At 68.8% G+C, this 21,422-nt stretch carries 19 protein-coding genes; 17 read left to right on the top strand and 2 right to left on the bottom strand.

Features of this window, described 5'->3' with window-relative positions:
- The first annotated feature begins 6 nt into the window (after window positions 1–6).
- Genes moaCB through ACZK08_RS11240 form a run of 10 tightly spaced genes read left to right on the top strand, consistent with a single transcriptional unit; the run spans window position 7 to window position 6,844 of the window.
- Window positions 7–1,005: a bifunctional molybdenum cofactor biosynthesis protein MoaC/MoaB gene (gene moaCB / locus ACZK08_RS11285; RefSeq protein ID WP_065183012.1), complete on the top strand. Its 999-nt coding sequence runs from the start codon at window positions 7–9 to the stop codon at window positions 1,003–1,005.
- On the top strand, window positions 1,002–2,258 hold the full coding sequence (locus ACZK08_RS11280) for a molybdopterin molybdotransferase MoeA (protein ID WP_065183011.1): 1,257 nt from the start codon (window positions 1,002–1,004) through the stop codon (window positions 2,256–2,258). The genes moaCB and ACZK08_RS11280 overlap by 4 nt, the downstream gene beginning before the upstream one ends.
- Window positions 2,255–2,515: a MoaD/ThiS family protein gene (locus tag ACZK08_RS11275; RefSeq protein ID WP_053519765.1), complete on the top strand. Its 261-nt coding sequence runs from the start codon at window positions 2,255–2,257 to the stop codon at window positions 2,513–2,515. Before ACZK08_RS11280 ends, ACZK08_RS11275 begins: the two co-directional genes overlap by 4 nt.
- Window positions 2,516–2,518: 3 nt before the next feature.
- A complete protein-coding gene (locus tag ACZK08_RS11270) occupies window positions 2,519–3,013 on the top strand; it encodes a molybdenum cofactor biosynthesis protein MoaE (protein ID WP_065183010.1) in 495 nt (164 codons plus the stop codon).
- Complete coding sequence (gene mobA, locus ACZK08_RS11265; protein ID WP_065183009.1) at window positions 2,985–3,542, top strand: molybdenum cofactor guanylyltransferase; 558 nt, start codon at window positions 2,985–2,987, stop codon at window positions 3,540–3,542. Before ACZK08_RS11270 ends, mobA begins: the two co-directional genes overlap by 29 nt.
- A complete protein-coding gene (locus ACZK08_RS11260) occupies window positions 3,539–3,904 on the top strand; it encodes a hypothetical protein (RefSeq protein WP_065183008.1) in 366 nt (121 codons plus the stop codon). The genes mobA and ACZK08_RS11260 overlap by 4 nt, the downstream gene beginning before the upstream one ends.
- Window positions 3,905–3,959: 55 nt before the next feature.
- Window positions 3,960–4,736, top strand: coding sequence for a helix-turn-helix domain-containing protein (locus ACZK08_RS11255; protein WP_065183007.1), 777 nt, complete (start codon window positions 3,960–3,962; stop codon window positions 4,734–4,736).
- A gap of 19 nt (window positions 4,737–4,755) precedes the next feature.
- Window positions 4,756–5,499: a molybdate ABC transporter substrate-binding protein gene (gene modA / locus ACZK08_RS11250; RefSeq protein ID WP_065183006.1), complete on the top strand. Its 744-nt coding sequence runs from the start codon at window positions 4,756–4,758 to the stop codon at window positions 5,497–5,499.
- Window positions 5,500–5,502: 3 nt separating this feature from the next.
- Entirely contained in the window at window positions 5,503–6,186 is a 684-nt protein-coding gene (gene modB, locus ACZK08_RS11245; RefSeq protein ID WP_065176130.1) for a molybdate ABC transporter permease subunit, read from the top strand.
- Window positions 6,176–6,844, top strand: a complete 669-nt coding sequence (locus tag ACZK08_RS11240) for a sulfate/molybdate ABC transporter ATP-binding protein (RefSeq protein WP_065183005.1) — start codon at window positions 6,176–6,178, stop codon at window positions 6,842–6,844. Before modB ends, ACZK08_RS11240 begins: the two co-directional genes overlap by 11 nt.
- A 45-nt stretch (window positions 6,845–6,889) precedes the next feature.
- On the opposite strand, the gene ACZK08_RS11235 is transcribed toward ACZK08_RS11240, so the two are convergent.
- Complete coding sequence (locus tag ACZK08_RS11235) at window positions 6,890–8,422, bottom strand: flavodoxin domain-containing protein (RefSeq protein ID WP_065183004.1); 1,533 nt, start codon at window positions 8,420–8,422, stop codon at window positions 6,890–6,892.
- Window positions 8,419–8,847 carry a PAS domain-containing protein gene (locus ACZK08_RS11230; protein WP_065176127.1) on the bottom strand — a complete coding sequence of 143 codons (429 nt, stop codon included), beginning with the start codon at window positions 8,845–8,847 and terminating at the stop codon, window positions 8,419–8,421. Before ACZK08_RS11230 ends, ACZK08_RS11235 begins: the two co-directional genes overlap by 4 nt.
- A 431-nt stretch (window positions 8,848–9,278) precedes the next feature.
- Here ACZK08_RS11230 and glgA point away from each other — a divergent pair, with 431 nt between their 5' ends.
- From glgA to glgX, 7 genes are read left to right on the top strand one after another with little or no spacing between them, the layout of a single operon-like run.
- Entirely contained in the window at window positions 9,279–10,805 is a 1,527-nt protein-coding gene (glgA, locus tag ACZK08_RS11225; protein WP_081284459.1) for a glycogen synthase GlgA, read from the top strand.
- Entirely contained in the window at window positions 10,802–13,036 is a 2,235-nt protein-coding gene (locus ACZK08_RS11220; RefSeq protein ID WP_065183003.1) for a 1,4-alpha-glucan branching enzyme, read from the top strand. The genes glgA and ACZK08_RS11220 overlap by 4 nt, the downstream gene beginning before the upstream one ends.
- Window positions 13,033–14,751: a malto-oligosyltrehalose trehalohydrolase gene (treZ, locus tag ACZK08_RS11215; RefSeq protein WP_065176125.1), complete on the top strand. Its 1,719-nt coding sequence runs from the start codon at window positions 13,033–13,035 to the stop codon at window positions 14,749–14,751. The genes ACZK08_RS11220 and treZ overlap by 4 nt, the downstream gene beginning before the upstream one ends.
- Entirely contained in the window at window positions 14,748–16,592 is a 1,845-nt protein-coding gene (locus tag ACZK08_RS11210) for a 4-alpha-glucanotransferase (RefSeq protein WP_065183023.1), read from the top strand. The genes treZ and ACZK08_RS11210 overlap by 4 nt, the downstream gene beginning before the upstream one ends.
- Window positions 16,589–19,162 carry a malto-oligosyltrehalose synthase gene (gene treY / locus ACZK08_RS11205; RefSeq protein WP_065183002.1) on the top strand — a complete coding sequence of 858 codons (2,574 nt, stop codon included), beginning with the start codon at window positions 16,589–16,591 and terminating at the stop codon, window positions 19,160–19,162. Before ACZK08_RS11210 ends, treY begins: the two co-directional genes overlap by 4 nt.
- Window positions 19,131–19,301 (top strand): DUF2934 domain-containing protein, encoded by a 171-nt coding sequence (locus ACZK08_RS11200; RefSeq protein ID WP_080375226.1) that lies wholly within the window; start codon window positions 19,131–19,133, stop codon window positions 19,299–19,301. Before treY ends, ACZK08_RS11200 begins: the two co-directional genes overlap by 32 nt.
- Complete coding sequence (gene glgX / locus ACZK08_RS11195; RefSeq protein ID WP_065183001.1) at window positions 19,288–21,405, top strand: glycogen debranching protein GlgX; 2,118 nt, start codon at window positions 19,288–19,290, stop codon at window positions 21,403–21,405. The genes ACZK08_RS11200 and glgX overlap by 14 nt, the downstream gene beginning before the upstream one ends.
- Window positions 21,406–21,422 lie beyond the last annotated feature (17 nt).

Here is a 21,422-nt window from a genome sequence, read left to right as displayed (position 1 = left end):
AGCACGATGAGTGGGGAACTGAACGCGGCATTCCATATGGCCGATGTCCGCAACAAGCGCATCAGTCGCCGGCGGGCGGTGGCGGTGGGCGAACTGCATGCCGGTCCGCTGGCGTACCCGTTGATCGTCGAGCGTCGCCTGCCGAAGGGCGATGCGCTGGTCATGGCCGAGATCGCCGGCCTGCAGGGGGCGAAGATGGCGTCGATGCTGATGCCACTGTGCCATCCGCTGCCGCTGGAGCTTGTGCAGGTGTTCTGCGCGCCGGTGCCGGAACGGCACGCCATCCGGGTCTGGTGCGAGTGTGCCAGCGAGGCGCGTACCGGTGTGGAGATGGAAGCGCTGGCCGGCGTCAACGCGGCGTTGCTGACCCTGTACGACCTAAGCAAGCCGGTGGAACCGGCGCTGCGCATCGAAGGTATCCGCCTGCTGTTCAAGGAGGGCGGCAAGCGCGGCCTGTGGCTGCATCCTGATGGCATGGATGATGCCGAGCGCGCGCGCTTCAGACCGCGTGCGCCGAAGGGCCTGGAAGGCGCGGCCTGCGCGGTGATCACCCTGAGCGACCGTGCCAGCGCAGGCACTTATGAGGATGTTTCTGGCCCGACCCTGGTGGCCGGCCTGAACAGGCTGGGCGGCGAGGTGGTGGCTGCCGACGTGCTGCCCGATGGCATCGAGCCGTTGGCGGATCGCCTTCAGGCATTGGCCGCCGACGGCGTGCGCCTGTGCCTGTGCACTGGCGGTACCGGTCTGGGCCCGCGCGACCTCACCCCGGAGGCGCTGCGTTCGTTGAACGCGCGGCCGGTGCATGGCCTGGCGCAGATGGTCCGGGCGCTGAGCGCGCAGCACACGCCGATGGCCTGGCTGAGCCGCGCCGAGGTGGTGCAACTGGGCAGCATGCTGGTGTTCGCGCTGCCCGGCAGCTTGAAGGCGGCAGCGCAGTGCCTGGACATCCTGGCGCCGGTGCTGGGCCACGCCCTGGCGATGGTCGAGGGTGGTGACCACGCGTGATTCTCTACAGTGAAGCACTGCAGCACCTGCTGGAGGCGGCCACGCCGCTTCCCGCCGAGCGTCTGCCCCTGCAGGAGGCCGCAGGCCGCACCCTGGCCAGTGACATCCACAGCGCGCAGGCATTGCCGCCGTTCGACAATTCGGCAATGGACGGTTTTGCGCTGCGCGCCAACGGGGTGGCGTTCGAGTCGGGTACCGAATTCACGGTGCAGGGCTGGCAGGCGGCGGGTGATGGCGATGCCGAAGGCGGCGAGGGCGCCTGGGAGATCATGACCGGCGCGCGCATGCCCGGTGGCCTGGACACGGTGGTACCGATCGAGAACGTGCAGATCCTCGCCAGCGAAGCGGGCCGTCCGACCCGGATCGCGTTGAAGAGCGTGGTCAGGCCGGGCCAGAACGTACGTCTGCGGGGCGAGGACGTAGCCGAAGGCGAGTGCGTGCTGCGGGCCGGACAGAGGGTGGATATCAACGCACGGACCCTGCTGCACGCCCTTGGCGTTGGCGAGGTGGCGGTGATGTCGCGACCGGCGGTGGCGGTGATTGCCACCGGCAAGGAGCTGGTATGCGAGGCGGCGCAGGCGCTGGCGTCCGGGCAGATCCGTGACAGCAACCGCCCCTACCTGGTCGGGCGGCTGCACGCGGCCGGAGCTGAGGTGGTGTGGCAGGGCACCGTCGGTGATGATGTGGCCGCGTTCGATGCAGCGCTGGACAAGGCGCTGGCGGCGGGGGCGCGGGTACTGGTCAGTACCGGTGCGGTCTCTGCGGGCCGTTACGACTTCGTGCCCGACGCACTGCGCGCGCGCGGGGCGCGCATCGTGTTCCACAAAGTGGCGATCCGTCCGGGCAAGCCGCTGCTGTTTGCGGTACTGCCCGACGGTGCGCTGTATTTCGGCCTGCCGGGCAACCCGGTGTCGGCGGCTGTGGGGCAGCGGTTCTTTGTCGAGCCTGTACTGCGCCGGCTGCTGGGGTTGGCGCAGGAACCGGTGCTGCGGCTTCCCCTGCAGGCGATGGTGCGCAAGCCGCCCGGCCTGCGCGTCCACGCCCGTGCGCGGGTGGAGCTGGACGAGCAGGGCCAGCTGAGCGCGCGGGTGCTGTCCGGACAGGAATCGTTCCGTCTGATGTCCATGGTGCAGGCCAACGCCTGGGTGGTGCTGGAGGACGAGGGCGATCTGGTTCCGGCCGGCAGCGCGGTGCGCGTACAGGGCTGGGGCCACGCCGACCCGGTGCAGCTGACGGGCAGGGAGTGGGAATGAAACAGGTGACGTTGCAGTTGTTCGGTGCGTTCTCCGATCTGGATGACCGTCGGGAGATCACGCTGGAGGTGCCGGGTGCGACCGTGGCCGACCTGCGCCAGGCGCTGCGCGAGCTGCTGCCGGTGCGTTGGCCCGGTTTCCGTGCCGGCCTGCTGGACTATTCGGCCTTCGCCGACCAGCAGCGCGTGCTGCGCGATCACGATGTGCTGCCGGAGGATGGCCGCGTGGCCATCCTGCCGCCGGTGAGCGGGGGCTGAGCGATGGACGCGAAGCCGATTGCGAAGGTGGTGGACCGGGCGCACGGGGCGATCGACCCGGCAGAAGGGATCGCCGCGGTGTCCGACCCGGGTTTCGGCGGTATCGACGTGTTCATCGGCAAGGTACGTGACGTGAACGTCGGTCGGGTGGTCACGGGCATCACTTACGACCTGTTCGAGCCGCTGGTGCTGAACGAAATCCAGCGCCTGGCGGCCGAGGTGGAGGCGGCGTTCGGGCCGCGCCTGAAGCTGTATGTGGCGCATGCCAGGGGGCGGCTGGGCATCGGCGATGTGGCTGTGGTGGTGGCCGCCGGCAGCCCGCACCGGGACGAAGCATTCCGCGCGTGCCGGCAGCTGATCGAGGCAGTGAAGCACCAGTGCCCGATCTGGAAGCAGGAACACTACGAGGATGGCGACAGCGCCTGGAGCGAGGGCTGCAGCCTGTGCCATGCGGACAGCACGCCCGCACATGGCCATGACCACGAGCACGGCCATTGACGGCATCGTGCTGGCTGGAGGCCTGTCCAGCCGCATGGGCCGCGACAAGGCGCTGCTGCCCTGGCGCGGGCGCACCCTGCTTGAGCACATGCGTGATGTGTTGATCGCGGCCGGTGCGCAGCGGGTGTGGGTGAGCGGTGACTATCCGGCCTTCGATGGCATTCCCGACCAGGTCGCGCGCTGCGGCCCGCTGGGCGGGCTTTACAGCGTGTTTCTGGCCATGCCCGATACCGTTGCGTGGGTGGTGCCGGTGGACATGCCCAGCTTGACCGGCGCCCTGCTGCATCGGCTGCACGGGGTGCCTTCCGCCTGCAGCGTGTTCTCCGGCGAGCCATTGCCGATGTGTCTGCAGATCGATGATCATTGCCGGCGGGCCCTGCGGACCTTGATCGAAGATCCACAGGCGCGGCGTTCGCTGCGTGCCCTGCAGGAGCGGCTGCCGGCGACGGCGTTGCCGCTGCCTGAGAATGAGCGTGCCTTGCTGTTCAACTGCAATACCGGGGCCGACTGGGAGTCCATCGCAACATGAAAGTCCAGCTGCAGCGGCAATCCATGCGCCTGCGTGTCGATGAAGAGGAACTGGCAGCACTGCTGGCCGGCGACTCGCTGGAGAACCTGACCCGGTTTGGTGGCACGGGCGGGTGGGGAACCGCGTTGTCGCTGCATGGGGGTGACCAGGCGGTGCTGCTGGACGGTGGCACCGTCTGCCGGCTGGTGCTGCCGCGCGATGCAGTGCAGGGGCTGGCAGCACGACTGCCGTCGCGTGATGGTCTGGAATTTTCCATCGCGCTGGATGATGAAAGTTCGTTGCAGCTTCAGTTCGACGTGGATGTGCGCGACAGCATGCGCCAGCGCGGCCATCAGCGGCGGGGGCAGCGTCCGCCGCCGTGAGACCGGCCGTGGCACGCCTGCCGTATGATGAAGGCCTTCATCCAGGCATTCCGTGATGTTCTCCACTCCGTCCCCACAGGTTCGCCAGGGCGCGGCGACGCCGAACCCCGCCGCTGCCGATGACGGCGACGCGCTGCACTTCTGCAGTACCTGTGCATTCTCCGATGCCTGCATGTCGCAGGGGTATGACAAGGCCGCGCTGGGCGAACTGCATGTGCTGGTCGACCATGTCGGCCCGTTCCACGCGGGCGACTACATCTTCCGCGCCGGCGAGCCGTTCGATTCGATCGCGGCGGTGCGTGCCGGCATGGTCAAGACGTTTGTCGATGACAGCCAGGGCAACGAGCAGGTGCTCGGTTTCAGTCTGCCCGGTGAGGTGATCGGCCTGAACGCGATCCACGAGGCGCGCTTTCCCTGCAATGCCGTGGCGCTGGATACCGTGTACCTGTGCCGGATCTCATTCCCCAGGCTGAGCCTGCTGGCCACCCGCTTGCCGGGCCTGCAGGCGCGGCTGTTCAGCCTGCTCAGTGCGGAGATCGGCAAGGTTGCCCTGCTGGCGGCCAACCATCGCACCGAAGAGCGGATGGCCGCGTTCCTGCTGGACATGTCCGAGCGCTACGCACGCCGCGGGTTCTCCGCCACCCGGTTCAACCTGACGATGGCACGCACCGAGATCGCCAATTACCTGCGGATGGCACCGGAAACCGCCAGCCGCGTGCTGCGCCGGCTGAGCGATGATGGGATCATCGCGGTCAGGCAGCGGGAAATCCTGTTGTTGCAGCCCGAGCGCCTGGCATTGCTGGCATCGGCCGATGAATCCGATCCGAACTGAATCTGGCCGGGAGCCGACGATGACGCGAGCGGGACTGGTAGTGCTGGGGGTGCTGGCGTCGCTGCCGGCGTACGCGGCCGAGCTGACGGTATCGGCGGCGTCGAGCCTGACCGAGAGCTTCCGTGAACTCGGTGCCGCCTATGAGAAGGCCCATCCCGGCGCCCGGGTCGATTTCAACTTCGCCGCCTCCGGCGTGCTGCTGCAGCAGATCAGCCGGGGCGCACCGGTCGATGTGTTTGCTTCGGCCGACGAAGTCACCATGGATCAGGCACAGCGGCAGGGCCTGCTGGCTGCCGGTACCCGCGAGGTGTTTGCTGTGAACGCGCTGTGGGTGGTGGTGCCGCCGCAGACCAGGGGCGGGCCGCGTAGCCTGAAGGATCTCGCGGGTGCCGACGTGCGGCGCCTCGCGCTGGGCAACCCGGACAGCGTGCCGGTCGGCCGCTATGCCAAGGGTGCGCTGGAAGCGGCGGGCCTGTGGCCGTCGGTGCAGGGCAGGATCGTCACCACGCAGAACGTGCGCCAGTCGTTGGATTACGTGGCGCGGGGGGAAGTGGACGCCGGTTTCGTCTACGCCACCGACGCACAGGCCATGGCCGGCCGCGTGCGTCGTGCCTTCGCAGTGCCGGTGTCCGGACGCATCGCCTATCCGCTGGCGGTGACCCGGGCCAGCACGCAGCCAGCCGAAGCCAGGCGCTTCGCCACCTTCGTGCGGTCGGCACAAGGTCAGGCGATCCTGGCCAGGCACGGGTTCGGCAAGCCCTGACGGATGGACCTGGACTGGAGCGCGCTGGGGTTGTCGCTGAAGGTCGCCGGCTGGGCCACGGCGATCAATCTGGTGCTGGGCGTTGGATTGGGGGCGTTGCTGGCGCGTCGGCGCTTCCCCGGCCGCGAACTGCTGGATTCGCTGCTGACCCTGCCGATGGTGCTGCCTCCGACGGTGCTCGGTTATTACCTGCTGGTGCTGATAGGGCGCAACGGCCCCATTGGCGCGTGGTTGCAGTCGTGGTTCGGCATCAACCTGATCTTTACCTGGCAGGCGGCGGTGGTCGCCGCGGCAGTGGCTTCGCTGCCGCTGGTGTTCAAGCCCGCACGCGCGGCGTTCGAGGATGTGGACGGGCAGCTGGAGCAGGCCGCGCGCACGCTCGGCGTGTCGGAGGCGGCGGTGTTCTTCCGCATCACGCTGCCGCTGGCTTGGCGCGGCATTCTCGCCGGCCTCCTGCTGGCGTTTGCCCGGGCGATGGGTGAGTTCGGCGCGACGCTGATGGTGGCCGGCAGCATCCCGGGTCGTACGCAGACGCTGTCGATCGCCATCTACGAGGCGGTGCAGGCAGGGCAGGACGGCAGGGCCAATGCGCTCGTGATCCTGACGTCGGTAGTGTGCATCGTCATCCTGCTGCTGGCGGCACGCCTGGTGGGCGGGCATCGCAGGGAGCTGCGCGATGTGGCTTGACCTGAAGGTGCAGCGCCGGATGCAGGCAGCGGGCCAGGTCTTCGAACTGGACGTCACGCTGCAGTGCACGCAGCGCCAGGTGGTGGTGTTCGGCCCGTCCGGGGCAGGCAAAAGCCTGACGCTCAAGGCCGTGGCCGGACTGCTGCGTCCCGGACAGGGCCATGTGACGCTGCAGGGGCAGGTGCTGTTCGATTCCCACGCGCGGGTCGACCTGCCACCGCAGCGGCGTCGCCTGGGGTACGTGTTCCAGGACTACGCGCTGTTTCCCCACCTGAGCGTGCGCCAGAACGTGGCGTTCGGGCTGCAGCGGAGCTGGTTCAATCCACGCCGCGGCCAGCGCTTCGACGTCGTCGAGCAGTGGCTGCAGGCGTTCCGTATCGACCACGTGGGGGATCTGCTGCCGTCGCAGATCTCCGGCGGCCAGCGTCAGCGTACGGCCCTGGCGCGGGTCATGGTGACCCAACCGCAGGCATTGCTGCTGGACGAGCCGTTCGCTGCACTGGACCACGACCTGCGCCAGCACCTGCGCGAGGAGCTGGCGGCGGTGCTGGACAGTACCGGCATTCCGCTGCTGCTGATCAGCCACGATCCTCAGGATGCCGTCGTCTTCGGCCAGCAGGTCGCGCACATGGCGGACGGCCGGGTCGTCGGCGATTGATGCATGCGCTCGTGCCGGGCCACGGCCGGCCGAATCGATGCAGGGTCAGTACAGCTCGCAGTGAATGCGGCCCTCCCCGCGCAGCAGGTCCCAATGCCCCTGGCCGCCAATGGCGTCGATGGCCTCGCGCACCGCGTCTTCCAGGTGGCGCTTGTTGCCGCACAGGTACAGGTGCCCGCCGCGGGACAACACCTGCCTTACTTCGCGGGCGCGCTGCCGCAGCACATGCTGCACATACACCTTTTCGGTTCCGTCACGCGAGAAGGCAGGATGCAGGCCGGCGAGCACGCCGCGCGCATGCCAGTCCTGCAGCTGCTCGCGATACAGGTAATCGTGTTCGCAATGCTTCTCGCCGAACACAAGATGCAGTTCGCGTCCGCAGCCATTGGCCTGCACCTGCTGCACCAGGCCGATCAGCGGCGCGATGCCGGTGCCGGTGCCGATCAGCAGCAGGGGCGCGCTGCTGGTGTCGGCCAGATGGAAGCCGGGATTGGAGCGGCAGTACACGCGGGCGTGGCTGCCCCCCCGCAGCAGGCTGCCGGTGGCGGTACCGGAACGCTCGCGGCCGCGCAGGCTGTAGCGCACTTCGCGTATGCACAGGCTCAGCTGGCCGTTGCCGGGATGCGAGGCGATAGAGTAGGCCCGTGGCAGGCGCGCTGACAGGAGGTCGCGCAGCCTGGCCAGCGGCACGCGGTCCGGGCTGGCGTGGTCCTGCAGGATATCCAGCACGTCCAGACCGTGCAGGTAGGCATCCAGCTCGCGCTTCTGGCTGACCTTCAGCAGCGACTTCAACCGCTCGCTGCCGCCCAGCCTGGCCAGCTCGCGCAGCACGCCCCTGCCCAGCAGCCGCAGTTCGCGGTCCTGCAGCATGGCGATGGCCGCATTGTCGCCGTACCAGGTGGCAAGGGCCTGCAGCAGTGCAGGGTCGTGGTCCGGCAGCACGTGCACCGTGTCGCCGGCGCGGTAGGCCATGCCACTGCCGGCAATATCCAGCTGCAGGTGCCATGCGGCCGGATCGCTGCTGTTGACGCGGTGGCGCTCGACGATGGGCGCGGCGAAGGCATTGTCGTCACCGTAGGCGGTAACCTGCAGATGCAGGTCCTGGCCGGCGGCGGCATCGCCCTCGAGTACCTGGCGGAGCACCGGCTGCCACTGCTGGAAGAACCGTTCATAGCCGAGGTCGGCGTCGACCCGTCGCAGCAGCGGCTGCGCTTGGCGTTCGCTCAGCGCCGCGTCCAGCGCTCGGGTGAAGCCGCAGAATCGAGGGTAGCCGGTGTCGCCCAGGCCGAACACCGCGTAGCGCAGGCCGGGCAGCGACCCGGTCTGGCACACGCTCTGGAAGAAGCGTTCGCCGTTGGCGGGCGGCTCGCCGTCGCCGAACGAACTGGAGATCGCCAGCAGCACATCGCCCTGGCCCAGGCTGGCAACGTCAATGTCGTTGAACGGCAGCACCTGCGGCGCGAGCGCTTGCAGGCCAGGGTCCGCGCCCAGGCGCTGGGCCAGGGCGCGGGCATTGCCCGATTCGGAGGCGAAACCCACCAGCAGGCGGCGAACCGGTGTGGCAGCGATGGTGTTCACGCGGCCTCGTAGAAGTCGTCGAATTTCTCCTTGCTGAACTCGACCTGCTCGAAGTCCTGCATCAGGTCGTTCACCACACGGCGGATGCTGATGTACGCGGTGATGTTGCCTTCGGCGTCGAACAGCGGCTGCACGGTGGTGTCGACCACATAGAGCACGCCACCCTTGCCCAGGTTCGGCACGATGCCGGTCCAGATGCCGCCGGCCTTGATCGTGTCCCACATGTCCTTGTAGACGGCCTTGGGCACATCCGGATGGCGCACGATGCTGTGCGGCTGGCCGATCAGTTCTTCACGTGCGAAGCCGGTGAGCGTGCAGAACAGATCATTGGCGTAGGTGATGTTGCCCTGCAGGTCAGTGGTGGAGATCACCATGACCTTCTGCAGGGCGTTCAGGAGCTGGCTGTTGTCGGGGGTGTCGTGCATTGCAGGGTCCTTGTGGCTGCCGGAAACGCCGGCATGTTCGGGTCCTGCATAGAGATAACCCCGCGTGCCGGCGGCCGGTTTGACATTGGTCAAGGGGGAGGCAGGGACCGCCTGCGACGGGATGTCGCATATGGCACCCAGCCGACCGCCACCACCCAGGCCACGGGCAGCGCGCGCACGGCATCCAGGTGGATGTCCCGTCCGGGAGGCATCGATGGGCGTGATGAACGCGGCATGCGGACTCAGCTCATGACGCGTTGTCACAAAGAAATCGCCAGGGCTTCACGGCCGATTGATCGCATGCGGGGCTATTGTCCTCCTGAGCCTCTCGCTGACGTCCCCCACGTTCTGCGTCGACTTCCCTCTCCGCTTAAGCGCCCGTCCGGGCGCCGTTGGCGTCCGTCTGCCTGAACACTTCCGAGATCATCGCCATGGCCCGCGTCGTCCAGTCCGCTTCACCCGTTGCGACGCCTCCCGGTGCATCTGTACCAATCGGGACCCGCCGGGGCCACTCACAGCCGTTGAAGTTGCCGGAACTGGTACAGCGCGTGCTGTTTGTCGCGACCGAAATGGCCGACTTCGTCAAGGCGGGAGGCCTGGGCGATGTGGCCGCGGCCCTGCCACGCGCGGTGCGCGGCGCGTGTGATTCGCGCGTGCTGCTTCCCGGCTACCCGGAGGTGCTGCAGCGCCTGCCGCAGCTGCGGGCGGTGGGGCAGGTCAGCCAAAGAGCCGGCCTGCCTGCGTGCACCATCGGCATGGCGGTGCAGGCCGACGGCCTGCCGATCTACGTGCTGCTCTCGCCTGAGCTGTATGAGCGGGAAGGCTCGCCCTACGTGGATGGGCAGGGACAGGAGTGGAAGGACAACGCGGTTCGCTTCGCCACGCTGTCACACGCGGCTGCGGAGATTGCGGCCGGGCGTGCCGGGCTGGACTGGTCACCGCAGCTGCTGCACCTGAATGACTGGCCGGTGGCCATGGCCGCCGCCTACGTGCGTTGGGACCGGACGGCCGTGCCGACGCTGCTGACGATCCACAACCTGGCTTACCAGGGCCTGTTCCCGTATGCGCTTGCGCCGGTGCTGGGTGTACCGGCCGCGCACCTGGATGAACTGCACTTCCACGGACAGATGTCATTCCTGCAGGGCGGCATCACCAATGCCACGCGGCTGAACACAGTCAGCCTGCGCTATGCACAGCAGATCACCGCCCCGGATGATGGATGCGGACTGCATGACCTGCTGGCCCGGCGCGCCGCCGGCGGTCACCTGAGCGGCATCGTCAACGGCATCGACGCCAGCTGGGATCCGCGACGCGACATCCACCTAAAGGCGCACTTCGGCATCGGCGAATGGACCGGACGCGCGACCAACGCACATGCGGTGCGCAGGGCGTTCGGCCTGGCGCCCTCGACCGGCCCGCTGTTCGCGGTGGTTTCCCGCTTGGTGCACCAGAAGGGCCTGGACATCACCTGTGACGTGGCGCCACAGATCGTCGCGGCCGGGGGGCAGCTGGTGGTCATCGGCGGCGGCGAGCCGCAGGTGGAAGCACAGGTGCAGGCGCTGGCCCGGCGCTACCCGGGCCGGGTGGGCGCATTCATCGGGTTCGAGGAAGCGCTGGCGCGCCAGATGTTCGCCGGCGCGGACTTCCTGCTTATGCCTTCGCGTTTTGAACCCTGCGGGCTCAGCCAGATGTACGCGCAGCGCTTCGGCTGCCTGCCGGTCGCGCATGCGACGGGAGGGCTGGTGGACACCGTCGAGGATGGCGTGACCGGTTTCCTGTTCCACGGTGCCAATGCCGATGGCCTGCGCCGCTGCGTGGAGCGGGCGATGCGCACCTTCCGTCTGCCAGGCCTGCTGCAGGCCATGCGCCGCGCCGCCATGCTGCGGCCGGGCGGCTGGGATGCGGCCGGGCGAGCCTATCTGGCGCTGTACCAGCAGACCTGCCAGGTGGCCGCATGAGCCACGACAGCGCGCATCTGGCGGCCCTTGAGGACGACACCACCGCAGACACAGCACTGGATCACCGCATCGCGCCGGCGCTGGAGGACCTCGTCCATGCCCGCCCGGCAGATGCATTTGCCTGGCTTGGCCCGCACCGCCAGCGCGAGGGTGAACGGCGGTTGCGCGTGCTGGTGCCGCACGCGCAGCGCGTCGAGGTGATCGGAGAGGACGGGCGACGCTGGGATCTGCACCCGGGCCCCTTGCCCGGCCTGTTCGAGGGCGCCGCCGGTGAAGCGGCGGTGCCGCTGCTTGCCCTGCATTTCGAGCAGGGTGTGGAGCAGGTGCACGATGCCTATGCCTTCGGCCCGCTGCTGGACGAGGCGCTGCTGCAACGCTTCCATGCCGGTGATGCCGATGCGGCGCGCCAGCTGGGCGCGGTCCCGATGCAGGTGCAGGGGATCGCCGGCGTGCGCTTCGCGGTGTGGGCGCCCAATGCGCGGCGGGTCGCCGTGGTCGGCGATTTCAACGGATGGGATGGCCGACGCCATCCGATGCGGCTGCGCCATGCGGCTGGCGTGTGGGAACTGTTCCTGCCCGGCGTGCAGGCCGGTGCCCGCTACAAGTTCCGCATTGTCGGGGCTGATGGCCAGGTGATGCCCGACAAGTTCGACCCGATGGCGCGCTGGGCCGAACTGCCGCCGGCCACCGCCTCACGCGTGCCTTCGGCGGCGCCGATGCAGTGGCATGACGAGGGTTGGAGGGCGGCCCGGCGCCAGGCGGGCGCCAGCGCGCCGCTGTCCATCTACGAGGTACATGCGGGCTCCTGGCAGCGCGGCGATGATGGCGCACCGCTGGACTGGGATGCGCTGGCCGACCGGCTGATTCCGTACGTGGCCGGACTCGGCTTCACCCACATCGAACTGCTGCCGGTCAGCGAGCATCCCTTCGGCGGCTCCTGGGGCTATCAGCCGCTGGGGATCTACGCACCGACGGCGCGCCATGGGCCCCCGCACGCCTTCGCGCGCTTCGTGGATCGCTGTCACCAGGCCGGAGTGGGGGTGATCGTGGACTGGGTGAGCGCACACTTCCCCAACGACGCGCATGGCCTGGCCGGTTTCGACGGAACCGCGTTGTACGAGCATGCCGACCCGCGCGAAGGGGTGCACGCCGACTGGGACACGCTGATCTACAACTATGGCCGCAACGAAGTGGCCGCTTACCTGATCGGTAGTGCCTTGGAGTGGGTGGAGCGGTTCCACATTGACGGACTGCGCGTGGACGCAGTGGCGTCCATGCTGTACCGGGATTACAGCCGTGCTGACGGTGAGTGGATACCCAACGAGCAGGGCGGGCGAGAGAACCTGCAGGCGGTCGCCTTCCTGAGGCGGATGAACCAGACCCTGCGTGAGCGCTTCCCGGACGTGTTGGTGATTGCCGAGGAATCCACCGCGTGGCCGGGGGTGACCGCGCCGGTGGAGGAGGGCGGGCTTGGCTTCACCCACAAATGGAACATGGGCTGGATGCACGACACCCTGCAGTACCTGGGGCGCGATCCTGTCCATCGCCAGCATCACCACAGCGAGATCAGCTTCGGCCTGGTCTACGCCTTCTCCGAACGCTTCGTGCTTCCGCTGTCGCATGACGAGGTGGTGCATGGCAAGGGCGCGCTGCTGGCCAAGATGGCAGGCGAACCGGCGCAGCGGCTGGCCCAGCTTCGTGCGTATTACGGCTTCATGTGGGCGCACCCGGGCAGCAAACTGCTGTTCATGGGCGGCGAGTTCGGCCAGGGACATGAGTGGTCGCACGATGCAGCACTGGACTGGGAACAGGCGACCAGCAGTGAGGGCCGGGGCCTGTCGCGTCTGGTGGGCGACCTCAATGCCGTGCTCCGCTCCGAACCCGCGCTGCATCGTGACGAGCGCGATGAACGCGGTTTCGACTGGAGCGTGGCCGATGACAGCCGCAACAGCGTGTATGCCTTCATCCGCCGGGATCCTGCCGGCAGCGGCCGCACCCTGCTGGTGGTGAGCAACTTCACCCCGGTGCTGCGCGAGGGTTACCGGGTTGGCGTGCCGCAACCGGGGCGCTGGACGGAACGCCTCAACACCGACAGCGCGCATTACAACGGCGGCAATGCGGGCAACCTCGGAGCGGTGCAGACCGAGCCAAGGCCGATGCATGGCCACGCCCAGTCGCTGCGGCTGACCCTGCCGCCGCTGTCCACGCTGTACCTGCAGGTTGATGCATGACCACAGCGTCCCCGCGTCTGGGCGCTTGGCGTGCGGCCGGTGAGGGGGTGGAGTTCCGTGTGTGGGCGCCGGACGCAGACACGATGACGCTGTGCCTGCAGGGTGCGCTGCGGCCGATGCAACGCGAGCCGGACGGTTGCCACTGGCTGCGGACACAGGCATCGCATGGCGACCGGTACCGGTTCCGCCTCCCTTCAGGCCAGGACGTGCCAGATCCGGCCTCGCGCTGGCAGCCGGACGGCATCGATGGCGACAGCGCCGTGGTGCTGGACACCGGCAGGGCGCAGGCCACGTGGCAGGGGCCCGCCTGGCAGGACCTGGTCATCTGTGAAGTGCACATCGAGGCAGGCGGCGGCCTCGCTGCACTGACCGCGCAGCTGCCGATGCTGGCCGCAACGGGCATCACCGCCATCGAGCTGATGCCGGTTGCGCAGTTTCCCGGCCGGCGCAACTGGGGCTACGACGGTGTGTTCCCCTACGCACCGGCCCATGTCTACGGCGGGCCGGCAGCGCTGAAGGCTTTCATCGACGCGGCGCATGATGCCGGACTGTCGGTGCTGCTGGATGTGGTCTACAACCACTTCGGACCGCAGGGCAACCCTCTGCGTGACTACGCGCGGGCGTTCTTCCGTGACGATCGCAGCACCCCCTGGGGTGAGGCGATCGACTTCCGCCAGCCCTGGGTGCGGCGCTTCTTCATCGACAATGCGCTGATGTGGTTGCGCGACTATGGCTTCGATGGGCTGCGCCTGGACGCGGTACACGCCATCGACGATGACCGCTTCCTGCAGCAGCTGGCCGATGAGGTGCGCGCGGAGGTGCCGCACGCGCACCTGGTGCTGGAGAACGAACGCAACCAGGCGCGGTGGCTGCGCGGTGCCTATCAGGGGCAATGGAACGACGACTTCCACAACGCGCTGCACGTGATGCTGACCGGCGAGCAGGAAGGCTATTACGCGGCCTACGCCGGTCGCGCCGACGCGCTGCTGGCCCGCTGCCTGGCAGAAGGATTCGCCTGGCAGGGTGAACCTGACCTGGGCGGCCATCCCCGCGGCGAACCCAGCAGCGACCTGTCGCCCGCGCGTTTCGTGGTATTCGCGCAGAACCACGACCAGGTGGGCAATCGTGCCTTCGGCGAGCGCCTGTCGATGCTGGTGGACCCGGCGCGGCTGCGCGCGGCGCTGGCGCTGACCCTGCTGACGCCGATGATCCCGCTGCTGTTCATGGGTGAACCGTGGCAGGCGCGGTCGCCGTTCCTGTTCTTCACCGACTATGCGCCGCCGCTGGACGAGGCGGTGCGCGAGGGGCGTCGCCGCGAGTTTTCCGGCTTCAGTGCCTTCGCCGATGCCGCCTCGCGTGCGCGTATTCCAGACCCGAACGATCCGGCCACCCTGCAGGTCTCGTACACGCCGCCGCCCGGCGATGATCCCTGGTCGCAGCAATGGCTGCGTTGCACAGGCGGGTTTTTGGCCCTGCGCAGACGCTATCTGCAGCCCGGCCTGCTGCAGGCCCGGTCGCTGGGTGCGCGGGTGCTTGGCGAGGGGGCGGTGCAGGCGGGTTGGCAGCTGCCATCGGGCCAATGGTGGATCGCGATCAATGTGGGCCCACGGCCCGTGGCGCATGCGGTGCCGGCCGGCGAGCGCGTTGTGGGTCCCGACGTTGCCGGTGTGCTGCCGGCAGGCGGCAGTGTTGTTGCGTGCTGGGTGGCGGCATGAGGACGGATACATCGGTTCGGGACGCCGCACGCCGGGCAGGTCTCCTGGAGCGCTGGACCGACGTGGCCGGCGTCGAGCGCGAAGTCGCGCCGGACGTGCTTCGCGCGGTGCTGGAAGGGCTGCACTGCGATGGTGCGCCGGTGCGCGCCCGCTTGCTCACCGCCTGCTGTGGCCAGGTACTGGTGATGCCGGGGGCGACGGGGGCGGCGTGCTGGGTGGATGAACAGGGGCGCGAGCTGCCAGCACGGCCTGATGCGCAGGGGCGCTGGCGAGTTCCGGATCAACCGGGCTATTGGCAGTGGCGCCGGGGCGGGCGGCAACAGGCGGTCGCGGTGGCGCCGCCGCGAGCCTGGTGGCCACCGCGCATGCTGCGCGGTTGGGGTCTGTCGGCGCAGGTCTACAGTCTGCGCGCCAGCGGCGATGCAGGCATCGGTGACAGCGCCGGCTGCACACGGTGGCGTGAGCTGCTGCAGCGGCATGGAGGCGATGCACTGGCATTGAGTCCGCTGCACGCCGGCTTGCCACCCGGCCCGGGCTACAGCCCCTATTCGCCCAGTGACCGGCGCTGGCTCGATCCGCTGCAGGTAGCTCTTCCGCAGGTGCTGCCGGAGGCTGCCGACAGCGTGCTGCGCCAGGACGAGGCACTGGCGATGGCAATTGATGCCGCCACCGCTGCACGCCGCATCGACTGGCCGCACTCGGCGGCATTGAAGTGGCGCTGGATGCGACAGGTGCGCCACTGGCTGCGGCAGCAGGCACCGGCACAGTGCGAGCAGATCGAGACCTGGTGCGATGCGCAGGGCGAACCGCTGCTGCACTATTGCCAGCACGCCGCCGACGGGGTCACCGGGAGCGCCGACGACCATGCATTTGCGCAGTGGCTGGCGCAGCAGGGCTGGGTGCAGGTGCACGCGGCGCTGCGCAGTGATGGCGCGTCGATCGGATTGATTGCCGATCTGGCCGTGGGCTGTGCACCGCAGGGCGTCGAGGCACGCACCGGTGGCGCCGATCTGCTGCAGGGGCTTGAACTGGGTGCGCCGCCGGATGCGTTCAATCCGCTCGGCCAGGCCTGGGGCATCACCAGCTGGTCACCGTTGGCGTTGCACCGCGAGGGCTTTGCACCGTTCATCCGCGTACTGCGCGCCGTGATGGCCGGCCGCGGTGGCCTGCGCATCGACCACATCCTCGGCCTGCAGCGGCTGTGGGTGTTGCCTCACGGCGCTGGCGCCGGGCAGGGCGTGTACCTGCGCTATCCATTCGATGACCTGATCAATCTGCTGGTGCTGGAATCGTGGCGGCATCGCTGCGTGCTGATCGGTGAAGACCTGGGGGTGGTGCCGCCGGGCATCCGCCAGCGGCTGGCAGCCCGGGGCATCCTGGGCATCGAGGTGCTGCCGTTCGCCCGCAACGGCGAGCGCTTCCTGCCGGCGCCGCGGTGGCGCCGCGATGCGGCGGCCATGCCGTCCACCCACGACCTGCCACCACTGGCCGGCTGGCTGCGCGGGCGCGACCTGCGCTGGCGTGCCCGCCTGGGTGAGCTGGAGGACCTGCCGGCAGCACTGCGCGCGCGCGCGCGGGACGTGCAGGCGCTGGCCGCGGTCTGCGGTGGTGACGGCGCGGCCGTGGAGGACGGAGCGCTGTCACTGGTTGCCCATGCAGCGTCGCGGCTGGCGCTGCTGCCATTGGAAGATGTGCTGGGCGGCCGTGCGCAGGTGAACCTGCCAGGCACCGTCAGCGGCCATCCGAACTGGCGACGGCGGTTGCCGCTGGCGTGGGACGGTGCCGCCGCCGATGCGCGCTTGGCGCGCCTGAGCAACACGCGCCGCAGGGCAGGGCGATGACGAGGTTGCGTGCCACCGCGCGCCTGCAGGTGCATGCAGGCTTCGACCTTGAGGCGGCCGCAGCGCAGGTGCCGTATTACGCCGCACTGGGCGTCAGTCACCTTTACCTGTCGCCGATCGCGACTGCGGTGCCGGGGTCCACACATGGCTACGATGGCATCGACCCGGCCAGCATCAATCCGCAGCTGGGCGGCGAAGCGGCCTTCCGCCAGCTGGCCACCGCGGCGCGCTCACACGGCCTGGGTCTGATCCTGGACATCGTGCCCAACCATCTGGCGGCATCCCCGCACAGCCACTGGTGGAGCGATGTGCTGATGCACGGGCGTCGAAGCCGCCATGCGGGTTGGTTCGATATCGACTGGGAGGCGCCGGGCTGCGAAGGCCGGCTATGGTTGCCGGTGCTGGACCGGCCAGTGCACGACGCCGTGCGCGACGGCGTACTGCGGGTCGGGGTGGACGATGAGCGGCCGGGATTGCGCCATCATGGCCGGGTCCTGCCGTTGTCGCCGCGCAGCCATCCCCTGGACGCCGCGCAGTGGCCGGTGTGGGCCGAACGCTGCAACCGCAGCGTTGAACGGTTGCAGGCACTGCTGCAGCGGCAGCACTACCGGCTGGCGTGGTGGCGCACGGCAGGCGATCAGGTGAACTACCGGCGCTTCTTCGATATCAACGAACTGGCCGCGCTGCGGGTGGAGCGCGACGAGGTCTTCGAAGCGGTGCATGCGCTACCGCTGCGGCTGGTGCGTGAGGGCTGGGTGGATGGCCTGCGCATCGACCATGTGGACGGACTGTCGTCGCCGGGCGCCTATCTGCAGCGCCTGCGCGAAGCGATCAACGCTGCCTGCGCAGCCGGGAGCCGTGATCCGGAGGCGGTGACCCTGCACGTCGAGAAGATACTGGCCGAGGGCGAGCAGCTGCCCGAGGGGTGGGCCTGCGACGGGACCACCGGCTATGACTTCATGGACCAGGCTGGCGCGTGGCTGCACGATCCGGCAGCGGCGCCCGCGCTCTCACGCGCCTGGCAGGCGGCGAGCGGCGACACGCGCGACTTTGACCAGATACAGCAGGACGCGCGCGGGATGCTGCTGCGCCAGTCGCTTCACACCGACTTCCAGCGCCTGCTGCGCAGTGCGCAGCAGGTTCTGCAGCCCCGGCTGGCCGAGGCCGACATCGGTACGGCCGCCCTGGCGCGCGCGCTGGCCGCGCTGCTGCGGCATTACCGCACCTATCGCCCGTATTCGCTGCGTGACGCGGGTGAGCGGAAGGCATTGGTTGACGCTGCCGCCGCCGCGCGAACCGCGCTGGACGGTGCCGGACGGACGGCACTGGACCTGCTGCTGCAGGCACTTCCCGGCCAGGCGCCGGCTGAAAGCGAGCTGCGCGTGCGCTTCGGGCAGCTGGCCGCGCCGTTGAACGCCAAGTCGGTGGAGGATACCGGCTTCTATCGCTACTTCAGGCTGCTCTCACGCAACGAAGTGGGCAGTGATCCGCAGCGGCTGGGCATGCAGGGACGTGAGCTGCTGCAGCATGCAGCGCGGCGCCTGCGACGCCATCCCGAGGCACTGCTTGCGCTGGCGACCCACGATCACAAGCGGGGCAGCGACAGCCGGGCGCGGCTGGCGGTGCTCAGCACCTGCACGGCGGAGTGGCGGGATGCTGTACGGCGCTGGAGCCGGATGGCCGCCAAGGCCGGCATGCCGCTGCCGTTGCCGGGCGCCGAGGCGTATGCGCTGTGGCAGGCGCTGGTGGCGGCGTGGCCGATGCAGGGCGCCCCCGGTGCCGACTTCGCATCGAGGATGGCGGACTGGCTGACCAAGGCCCTGCGCGAGGGCAAACGGATCAGCAACTGGTCCGATCCCGATGTGGCAGTGGAGGACGCCGCCGTGCAGTGGCTGCACGCGCTGCTGGAGGGAGCACCCTTGCTGCCGGTGCGCGAGGCGCTGGCGACCTTCGTGGCCCGCATCGCGCCGGCGGGCGCCTGCAATGGATTGGCACAGCTGTGCCTGCAGCACTGCCTGCCCGGTGTGCCTGACCTCTATCAAGGCGGCGAAGGCTGGGACCTGAGCCTGGTGGACCCGGACAACCGCCGGGCCGTGGACTATCCGGCGCGGCAGGCATGGCTGCGGGACACGCGCTCCTGGCCCGCGCTGCTGCAGGACTGGCGGGACGGCGGCATCAAGGCATTCCTGCTGCGGCAGCTGCTGGATTGCCGCCGCAGGCACCCGCACCTTTTCCTGTACGGCGAGCTGCAGCCGCTGTCCGCGCCTGCGCGCTCGCCCTGGCTGGCGTTCGTGCGCAGGCACCAGACGCAGGTACTGCTGGTGATCGTGCAGCGTGGCTCGCCCATCGCCATGCCCGGGCCCGGCCTGAACGTTGCGCGTGACGTCGCCACCGGCCCAACGCTGCGCGGGCTTCCGGCAGGACGCATGCGCAACCTCCTGGACGGACGCATCGAACATTTCAATGAAACCGCGGATGCAGCACGGCTTCTGGCTGGCAGCCCGCTGGCGGTATGGATCAACGAGGAGACGGTTAGGGATGGACAGCAGGGAACGACGGCAGCGGATTGAGGCATTGGCCCACCAGATATGGGAAGCGGAAGGGCGCCCGGACGACCAGCAGCAGCGGCACTGGCACATGGCCGAGCGGCTGGTGGAGGCCGAGATTGCCGCGGCGCGCGGCGAGGAGGGCAGCGATGGCGAGCCGTAAGTGGGCACAGACATCGCGCGTGCGCGAAGGCCGGCCGTTCCCGCTGGGTGCGACCTGGGACGGGCTAGGCGTGAACTTCGCGCTGTACTCGCGGCATGCCACCCGGGTCGAACTCTGCCTGTTCGACGCGCGCAACCGCGAGGTCGAACGCATCGCGCTGCCCGAGTACACCAATGAGATCTGGCACGGCTATCTGCCCGATGTAAGGCCCGGGCAGCGCTACGGCTACCGGGTGCACGGTCCGTATGCGCCGGAGGAAGGGCATCGCTTCAATCCCAACAAGCTGTTGCTGGACCCTTACGCCAAGCAGATCGTCGGCGAGCTGAAGTGGGCGCCCCACCTGTTCGGCTACACCCTGGGCCATCGCGATGGCGATCTCAGTTTCGACCGCCGCGACAGCGCCAGCTACATGCCACGCTGCGCCGTGATCGATCCGGCCTTCAGCTGGGGTGTCGAGCGTGCACCCGAAACGGCCTGGGACAGGACCGTGATCTACGAAGCGCACGTGCGCGGGTTGACCATGCAGCATCCTGATGTCCCGCAGGCCGAGCGGGGCACCTTCTCTGCACTGCGGCATGATGCGGTGGTGGATCACCTGAGCCATCTGGGTGTGACCGCCATCGAGCTGCTGCCCGTGCACGCCTACGTGGACGACCAGCAGCTGCTCGAGCGTGGGCTGCGCAACTACTGGGGGTACAACACCATCGGCTTCTTCGCCCCACAGCCGCGTTACCTGTCGACGGGCACCGTGGCCGAGTTCAAGCAGATGGTCGCGCGGCTGCACAATGCCGGCATCGAAGTGATCCTGGACGTGGTCTACAACCACACCGCCGAGGGCAACGAGCTGGGCCCGACGCTGTCGTTCAAGGGCATCGACAATGCCAGCTACTACCGCCTGGCCGATGATCGCCGCTATTACATCAACGATACCGGCACCGGCAACACGTTCGACCTGACCAATGCCGGCGCGCTGCGCATGGTGATGGACTCGCTGCGCTACTGGGTGACCGAGATGCGGGTGGACGGTTTCCGCTTCGACCTGGCGACCATTCTTGGCCGTGAGCGCCATGGCTTCGACGCCTCGGGCAGCTTCCTCGATGCGGTACGCCAGGACCCGGTCCTGAGCCAGGTGAAGCTGATCGCCGAGCCCTGGGACATCGGTCCGGGCGGCTACCAGCTGGGCCAGTTCCCGCCGGGTTGGGCGGAATGGAACGACCGCTTCCGCGATACAGTGCGCGCGCTGTGGCGTGGCGATGGCGGGCAGCTGCCGGAGTTCGCCACCCGTTTCACCGGCTCGGCCGACCTGTTCGAACACCACGGCAGGCGGCCGTCGGCCAGCATCAACCTGGTAACGGCACACGACGGGTTCACCCTGCACGATCTGGTGAGCTACAACGACCGCCACAACGAGGCCAACGGCGAGGACAACCGCGATGGCCATTCGCACAATCTTTCCAGCAACCACGGTGTGGAGGGCGACACCGATGATCCGGCGATCCTCTCGTTGCGTGCACGGCAGATGCGCAACCTGCTGGCCACGCTGCTGCTGTCGCAGGGCACGCCCATGCTGCTGGCCGGCGACGAGTTCGGCCATTCGCAGCGGGGCAACAACAACGCGTACTGCCAGGACAACCCGCTGAGCTGGATCGACTGGGAGCGTGCCTCGCAGCCGGCGGCGCAGGCGCAGGTGGCATTCGTGCGGCGTGCACTATCGCTGCGCCGGCGCTATGGCCTGCTGCGCAGGAACCGGTTCCTGCGCGGTGAATACGATGAAGCGCTGGGCCTGCGCGATATCGACTGGCGGCATCCGGACGGCCGCAGCATGGAGGAGGCGGACTGGCACGACCCCGAACTGCGCGCGCTGCTGATTGTGCTGGACGGTCGAAGCCCCGACAGCGGCCTGCGTGAGCCCGGGCGGCATGTCAGCCTCGCCCTGCTGTTGAATGCCGGAGACCAGCCGCAGCGGTTCCGCGTATCGGATCAGGCGCTGTCGTTCCGGCGCGTACTGCTGCAGACCGACGAGGCGCCGCTGGAGCAGGACGGCACCGGCGACTGGACCCTGCCGCCGCGCAGCCTGTGCCTGCTCGCGGCCAGCAGCGCCTGATTGCAGCGCGCCCGCTC

The sequence above is a fragment of the Stenotrophomonas sp. 112478_Sma genome, from assembly GCF_056479905.1.
The sequence above is the reverse complement of the archived record's forward strand: the minus strand, read 5'-3'. Positions and strand labels throughout refer to the sequence as shown.